Genomic DNA, 7,962 nt, shown 5'->3' with positions numbered 1-7,962 from the left:
TGTCCACTGCACTTCATTACCTTCTCCAAGAATTAATCTATAATGATGTTGATCCTTATGGTACTTAACTATTTTTGTATCTACCTTTAACAATCTTCTCATAGAATCCTCTGAACCGTTAGAGATTTCTTTCTTATCACTAACATTATAAAATTTTACTAAACGGTTAGGTAACTGATCATTTCCTTCTTTTTCTGCTGGCTTATATAACCATTCATTTTTATCTAATTTATTTACATCAAGCCCAGCTTTAATTAATGGATCAGCTAAAACTACCATTGCAAAATCTGCTTTATTGGCAGACATATCCTTGCTCCACTCAAACTTTTCCTCAGTTGGAAGTTTAAAACCCCAATGCTGCATTGCATTATGGAACCCTTTGTTTTGTGGATAAGCCTTAACTATATTATTAAAAGCATTAAGTGCATCATCTGCTTCTTTACTTCCTGTTACTGCTCTGCTACAACCTACTAAAGATATAACTAGAACCGAGGAAAAAAGCATAGTAATTAACTTTTTCGTCTTTTTCATTTATATACAACTCCTTATAACCATTAATTATTATCTGCAAATACATAATAATTAATTCTTATGAAGAAGGTATGAAGATTGTAAAGTTAATAAAGATTACCATATTGCAAAAGACCAAAATCTAGCTTGCTAAGTAAATTATTTACTTCAACAAATAAAAGCAATAAGTAAATAAATGAAAAGCACCAAGGATATGTGTAATCCTTGATGCTTTTCATTTTATAAATTCATGAGAAGAAAAGAATACTTCACTATAGATGCTTTTCTTGCTACCATGAAATCATTATTTATTTTTGCATTTATATGCCAATATAAAAGCGTTTAACTTAAATCCATAAGTTTATGAATGTTATATAGAATGTGTATTATGGACCTACTCTATATAACTTCTTAGAAACTAAAATAGTAGTTATCTCCTAGGTTATTATCCCAGTGTTGAACTCCATTTACAACATAATAGGCAGCAAACTTTACTGGCTTTCCAGATAAAATTGGAATGTCTATAATCCATGAATCTGAATCAGCGTTAAAGTATACATTAGTTGATTTAGTTAAATCTACCTCTTTATAAGTAGCCCAATCATCTTGAGTATAACGTATTCTAACAGCTTCAGGATTTACTGATTTTTTAGTTGCAACATAACAAGATAAATATTCTGAACCATCGTTTCTTGCATATCCTGAAATGCTAGTTACATAAGGTCTACTTGCACCAAAATCACTTGATTTATAGTTTTTACCATCATTGTTATCATAGAAAGCTTGTCCATTTACATCGTATTCAATATAATATTGAATATCTCCCAAACCACCATAATTAGTATATACAGATGGTGTCTCAAATTTCCAAACTTCATTACCATCTGAAGTATTATTCTTTACATAACTTGCATCTGCAGTGTACCATATATTGCTTGCTTGAGAAAGAGAAGTATAGTTGTAATGAACTATAACCTTTTTATCATAAGAAAGATTTTTTACAGCAATATATCCAGCATAATGTGCTACTGCTGGAGCATCATCATGAACTACCTTTGTGTAATATAACTCAACAGGCTTATCAGTTGTAGCTGCTTTAGCAGACACCCCATTTGCAAAGGTAGCTGCACTAGTTAAAACTAAAACTGAAGTAATGAAACTAAGAACTTTTTTTGAAAATTTCATAAGATCACTCCTTTAAAATTATTTATTTTGAATAACATGTTATTGACTTAAGTGTTACATTCTTGTATATTTATTGTCAATTATAGTTCTTTTTGTAAATTTTGATAAAATCGTATACATAACTATTTTTCTCCATTTTTTTAAATATCTCGTATATCGACATAATATTAATATAAAAATCCTAAAAGCGACTTTTGAGTACCTAAAATATAATTTAGGACCTTAAAATTCACTTTTAATATAATTTATCAATACTCCTTCGCTGTAAATTTTAATTTTTTAAGCCCTTATAAGATTTTTTATAACTGATAAATTCCTTCGTATTGCTAGTCCTTTAAATAAGGAAATATCTTTGTTGTGCTTTTAAACTTTCTGTCTTTACATAATATATAAATTCAGTACTCAAAAGTCGTCTTCAATCATAAATGCATGTTTCTTTAATGATTGATGTTATTTTACGTATAAAAACAAGTCATTTACGATATACATTGGTTTGCTATTCTATTGCTTTTATAGACTCAACTATTGAATTGTTAATTGCTCTATTTGCAGCTGGCAAAGAAATAAGAGTTGTTATTATTATATTTAAGGTTACAATAGACAAAATTATAAACCATGGTATTTTGAAAGGTTCATTCTCCAAAAAATCGGCTTTCATTGTATTATAGATTACATAACTGGCTGCTAGACTTAATATGTTGCCTAAGATTGCACTTAATATTCCATATAAACTCCCTTCTTTTATTATCATTGTTCTTACTTCTGCTTGGCTCATTCCAACTGCTCGTAAAACTCCAAATTCTCTTTTTCTCATTACAACACTTATACTCATGGTGTTTAAAATATTAATCACTCCCACTACTACTAATAGCATTGAAAATCCAAGTAATACAGCTCTAATAACCATATTGCCTTGATTCATTTTACTGATTTCATCATTAATTATTGTGATATTTCCATAATTCTTGCTCTTTGCTATGGAAGAAAGACTTCTGCTTATTTCATATATGGTAGCTTTACTATCTACATCCACATTAACCATTTCATATTCCTTTATCCCAAAGTATATTTCTAAAGTTTTATTGCTACATATTAATATTATTGAAGTTTGTCCATCTATTGGCCTAATAGGGGTAGATTCCAAGATAGCTGCTACATTAAAGTTTGCCTTTTTGAATGGCTGAAAATTACCATCTGCATTATCTCTATATGTTCCACTTACTACTAGGTTATACCCTATACTAAGATTTGTGTATTCTTTATAGTGAAGATTCTGTACTGCTATAACTGTTGGTTTATCTGAAAAATTATTAAGCTGCAAACTTCCTTCTTTTAAATATGGTTTAAAAGATTCAATTTCTGAATCATCTACTCCATATATAGTTACTGGCATTTGATTTTTATCTTCTTCCTTAGAAGAAGTACTTATGCTTTCTAAAAACTTCTTTCCTCGTTCTGTAAGAAAAGTTTTGCTTTCTGTAATAGTCATATCTATTTTTTTATGTTTTCTTGTATTTTTTATCCCATTAATAGCTTGGATTTTCTTAATATCCTCATCATTATAAGCATAATCTTTTATCAATCCTCTAGAATCTGTAATATTAAGCAATATATCTCCACCTGTGGATTTTTCCGCTTCTTTTTGTGGATTAAACATAGATAACAAATATAAGCTGCTGGTTGTAATAACTATGCTAATTGTGAGAGATAACACTGTAACTATTAATCTTTTCTTTGATTTTTTTGTGTTTAAACATGCCATGGAATCAGTAAAATTTAAGAATTTAAAAACATTTCTTTGCTTCATTAAATTGAATTTATGTTTTTTGCCTTTGAGACTATTTATATAATTTTCTTTTATACCTTCTATTGGACTTATTTTTCCCATAGCTCTAGATGGGCTAAAGGCAGAGACAAAAATACTTATAACCACCATAATGGCTGCTTGAATGATATCCTTCTTAGTAATCAATTCCTTTAACATATCACTGTCTTTACTTATACAAAAATAAAACAATGCCTTTATGCCAAAACACCCCATTAGCAAACCTAAAGGAATGCACACAATTGATATTAAAAATGCCTCGCCTAATATCAACTCATTTATTTTTCCTCTTGAAGAACCTATGACTATTAACATGCTGAATTCCTTTATTCGCTCCAAGGTAGTTATATAAAATATATTGTATACAACAGCTATTGCAGCTATAGATACAATTATCATTAAGAACATTCCTAATTTTTCTGTGGCAAATTGTAGCTTTAATGCATAATCTCTCCCACTACCTGAATTGAATGCATTGATTCTATACCTATAATTCAAAGAATTTACTGTAACCTTAACCCCCACCAAAAGAACAACTGAAATCACTATAGATAATGCTACAAAGAAGTTTCGCTTTCTATTCTTTATAAGATATCTAGGAATAAGAGCAATAAATCTATTCATTGTTAACTCCTTCTCTCAAAATTCCATCTTCTATAGTTACGATTCTATCTGCATAAGCTGCTACCTTTGGATCATGAGTTATCATTATCAAGGTCTGTCCATATTTCTTTATAGACTGAAAAAGAAGCTATAACACTTCCTTACTGTTCTTAGTATCCAAATTACCTGTTGGTTCATCCGCAAAGATAATCAGAGGTTTAGTTATCAATGCTCTCGCAATAGCTACTCTTTGCTGCTGTCCTCCTGAAAGCTGAGAAGGAAAATAATATCGTCTCTCTTTCAATCCTAAACTTTCAAGTATCTCTTCTAGATACTTCTCATCAACCTTTTTATTGTCCATTATAAGAGGCAGCCTTATGTTTTCCTCTAAATTTAAAACTGGCACCAAATTAAAAGCTTGAAATATAAATCCTATATTCCTTCTTCTAAATAGAGCCAATTCTTTTTCTTTAAATTTATAAATATCCTTGCCATCTATAATTACCTGCCCCCCAGTAGGTAGGTCTAGTCCTGCTAACAAATGCAAAAGTGTACTCTTTCCAGAACCACTAGGCCCTATTATAGCTACGAACTCACCTTTCTCAACCTTAAAGTTTGTTGTACAAAGTGCTTCCGTTAATAACCTATTCTCATAATAGTATCTTTTGTACAAATCATTAGTCTCCAATATTACCATGCTAAGTCCCCCAATTATTTTTTCTTATTTAAAAATTACCAATGCAAAATTAAATATTGCATTGGTAATTTTATAAAATTCGCCCCTATTTTCTATTTATATTCACGTTTTATTTTTATTCACTTACTGGTTTAATATTGTATTGATGTATTTTTTATCTATTTGTTATAAACAATTTTATCACTTTGGATTTTATAACTCAAGAGATAAAATTAAAGGAAGCTCCATTTGGAGCCTCCTAAATAATATTTCTATTTATGTTATATTAGCTTCCATGCATACACGTTAGGTTCTATTTTGCCTTGAAATCCATCCCTTAATCCAATTTCTAAACTATAATTTCCTTTGCCAAGAAGTACAATTTTTGAAAGGCTTTCTCCACCTTTAATTGTAAAACTTTTAACTACATTACTTTCATCATCCTTAATCCTTATTATTACTGAACCCTTGTTAGGAATCTTCTTCATATTTTGCCCATAGCTACCATTATCACTCTTGATAAATTCCCCACACTCTGTATCTATATTTAAACTCACACACTTTACATTATCCTCAAGTTCAATATTTCCACGTGAAGTATCACTGTCTCCAGCAACAAGGATATTACTTTGTCCACCAGTAACAGTAACTTTATTTTGATAATTTGAGTATTCAAAAAAACAAGCTAAGACTAAAACTAACCCAATCACAAAAATTATTATTTTCTTTCTCATAACTTAACTCTTCCCCCTAAATATACTTTCTAATCTCCTTATATTAACTTCCATGCATACACTTTAGATTCTATTTTACCTTCAAATCCATCTCTTGCGCTAATCTTCAAATCATAACTTCCTTTACCAAGGAACACAGTTTTTGAAAGTTTTTCTCCACCTTTAATTGTAAAACTTTTAACTACATTACTTTCATCGTCTCTAATCTCTATTGTTACAGAGCCCTTGTTGGGAATATTTTTCATATCATTGCTGTCTTTACCATTTTCAAGCTTAATGAACTTCCCGCATTCTGTACCTATATCCAAATTCACACATTTTACATTGTCCTCAAATGGAAAACTTGTACTTGAAAGCTCACCGCCACCACCCTCCATCCAAGTTTGTCCATCATCAACAAGAACTTTATTTTGATAATTTGAGTATTCAAAAAAACAAGCTAAGACTAAAATTAATCCAATTGCAAAAATTATTATTTTCTTTCTCATAGTTTAACCTCTTGGGGAACAAGATTTCCATCTTCAATATATATAATCTTCTTGCACATCTTGGCTACCTTTTCATCATGAGTTATTACAACGATGGTCTTTCCTTCCTCATTTAACTTTATAAAAGTATTCATTATTTCTTCTCCTGTTTTCTTATCTAAGGCTCCTGTTGGCTCATCAGCTAAAATCAAATCCGGATCATTTACTAAAGCTCTAGCAATAGCTACTCTTTGACATTGTCCTCCAGATAACTCTCTTGGTAACTTGTCTTTTTTATCTATAATACCCATACTGGTTAATAAATCATTTATTCTTTGTTTTTTTTCTTTCTTTGTCATTTTAGTATAGTCTAAGGGAATTCTAATATTTTGATATACAGTGTAATCCTCCACTAATGCAAAATTCTGTACTACAAACCCTATAAATTTATTTCTTCGCTTAGCTAAAGCCTTATCACTTAATTTTTCTACTACTTGTCCCTCTAAGGCATAGCTTCCTTCTGTAGCCTTATCAATATACCCTAAAATGTTTAACAAAGTTGATTTACCAGAACCTGAAGCTCCCATTATTGCAAGCATATCTCCTTTTTCTATGGATAAGTCTATTCCTTTTAAAGCTTCAACTTTTCCATCCCCTTTTCCATAGGTCTTTTTTATATTTTTCAACTCAACAAAAGCCATTATTCCTTCCTCCTCATTATAGTTGAAATATCCATCTTTCTTATCTCCATTAATGGCATAATGGATGTTACGATTATCAATACAACCGCTATAGGAATTGCTAAGTATATTATCCTCACATCAAACCGCTCGTACGAAGATGAACTATTTTTAATGCTTAAATAATTAAAATATTCTGCTATACCAATTCCAGCAATTATATATGCACTAATTGAATAAACCAATCGCTTTGATATATCCTTTTTACAACCTCCTGAAAGAAGATGTATTCCAAGTTCTGACAACCTATCTCGTATAGAATTTATTTGAATTGTTATTATAGCAATACAAATAAATAAGAAAATTATTACGCTTACTATAATGGATGATTTTAAATCTTCTTTAAGACCAGCCAAAAGTTCTTGTACCCGTTGGTCACAACTTATTAAACTGAAGTTATATAACTTCAACTTATCACACTTATCTCTTATGCTGTTTAATGTAGACGTTTTATTACTTGTGCTTACCATACAATTCATAAACCAAGTAATGTAGCTATCTTTTTTAGCAGTTTTTGAATTTAAATTTTGAAGTGGCATTATTATCATATCGTCTAGTGCAAATGGAGAATCGATGTCTACAGCATAATTACTGTCATCTAAAATTCCAACAACTTTCAAACTTATCTCTTTTCTCAAATAGTAATCATAGCATTTAAACACTTGACCTACATCATAATATTTCTTATACCCTGAACCCAAAATTACTGGTCTTTCAAACTCAGAATCAAAATCTGCACTTGAAAAACTTCTTCCCTTTGATATCTTTAAAGGAAATTGCTTTATATAATTTTCATCCACATTATAACTAGTTACTACACTATAAAACTTTCCCGAAATATCTGTATATTTGTTTTTTTTACTATAAAAAAACTTATCATTATCTACTATACCCCCTACTACTGCATTGGTACGATCTCCATGTAAAATAGAAAAATCTTTGTTTTCCTTAAAAAAAGTATAAAGCTCATACGCTCTATTAAACCCATCAGGTTTATCTAACGACTCATCAATATATTTCATATCAGAATTGTCTTGCATTTTATACAATTCTTTGCCTTTAAAGGTATCAACTACTCTCTTATTTGTGTCATAAATGTTAAGTACACTAACTAAAGTTTTATTTAAAAGCATTGTTCCAATAATAACTTGCAAAAGTATTATTAAAAATAGAAGCGGTCTTCTCACTAAACCTTCTATAGCATATTTTATATTATTCATAT

Annotated in this window: 7 protein-coding genes and 1 pseudogene; all 8 read right to left on the bottom strand. The window is 29.9% G+C overall.

Features of this window, described 5'->3' with window-relative positions; all coding sequences use genetic code 11:
* The coding region (locus tag OCU47_RS21295; RefSeq protein WP_261830561.1) for a hypothetical protein at positions 1–531 on the bottom strand (531 nt) is incomplete at its 3' end.
* 390 nt (positions 532–921) lie between these two features.
* Positions 922–1,695, bottom strand: coding sequence for a CBM21 domain-containing protein (locus OCU47_RS21290; protein ID WP_261830560.1), 774 nt, complete (start codon positions 1,693–1,695; stop codon positions 922–924).
* Between the two features lie 496 nt (positions 1,696–2,191).
* Positions 2,192–4,144 (bottom strand): ABC transporter permease, encoded by a 1,953-nt coding sequence (locus OCU47_RS21285; protein ID WP_261830559.1) that lies wholly within the window; start codon positions 4,142–4,144, stop codon positions 2,192–2,194.
* Positions 4,137–4,820: pseudogene (locus OCU47_RS21280) on the bottom strand (ABC transporter ATP-binding protein). The gene OCU47_RS21285 and the pseudogene OCU47_RS21280 overlap by 8 nt, the downstream one beginning before the upstream one ends.
* A gap of 260 nt (positions 4,821–5,080) precedes the next feature.
* On the bottom strand, positions 5,081–5,533 hold the full coding sequence (locus OCU47_RS21275; protein WP_261830558.1) for a hypothetical protein: 453 nt from the start codon (positions 5,531–5,533) through the stop codon (positions 5,081–5,083).
* 38 nt (positions 5,534–5,571) lie between these two features.
* Entirely contained in the window at positions 5,572–6,021 is a 450-nt protein-coding gene (locus OCU47_RS21270) for a hypothetical protein (protein ID WP_261830557.1), read from the bottom strand.
* Positions 6,018–6,701, bottom strand: coding sequence for an ABC transporter ATP-binding protein (locus OCU47_RS21265; RefSeq protein WP_261830556.1), 684 nt, complete (start codon positions 6,699–6,701; stop codon positions 6,018–6,020). Before OCU47_RS21265 ends, OCU47_RS21270 begins: the two co-directional genes overlap by 4 nt.
* Positions 6,701–7,960: an ABC transporter permease gene (locus OCU47_RS21260; protein WP_261830555.1), complete on the bottom strand. Its 1,260-nt coding sequence runs from the start codon at positions 7,958–7,960 to the stop codon at positions 6,701–6,703. Before OCU47_RS21260 ends, OCU47_RS21265 begins: the two co-directional genes overlap by 1 nt.
* Positions 7,961–7,962: the final 2 nt, after the last annotated feature.

The sequence above is a fragment of the Clostridium sp. TW13 genome (genome assembly GCF_024345225.1).
Taxonomy (GTDB): domain Bacteria; phylum Bacillota; class Clostridia; order Clostridiales; family Clostridiaceae; genus Inconstantimicrobium; species Inconstantimicrobium mannanitabidum.
This window is presented reverse-complemented; position numbering and strand designations above follow the sequence as displayed.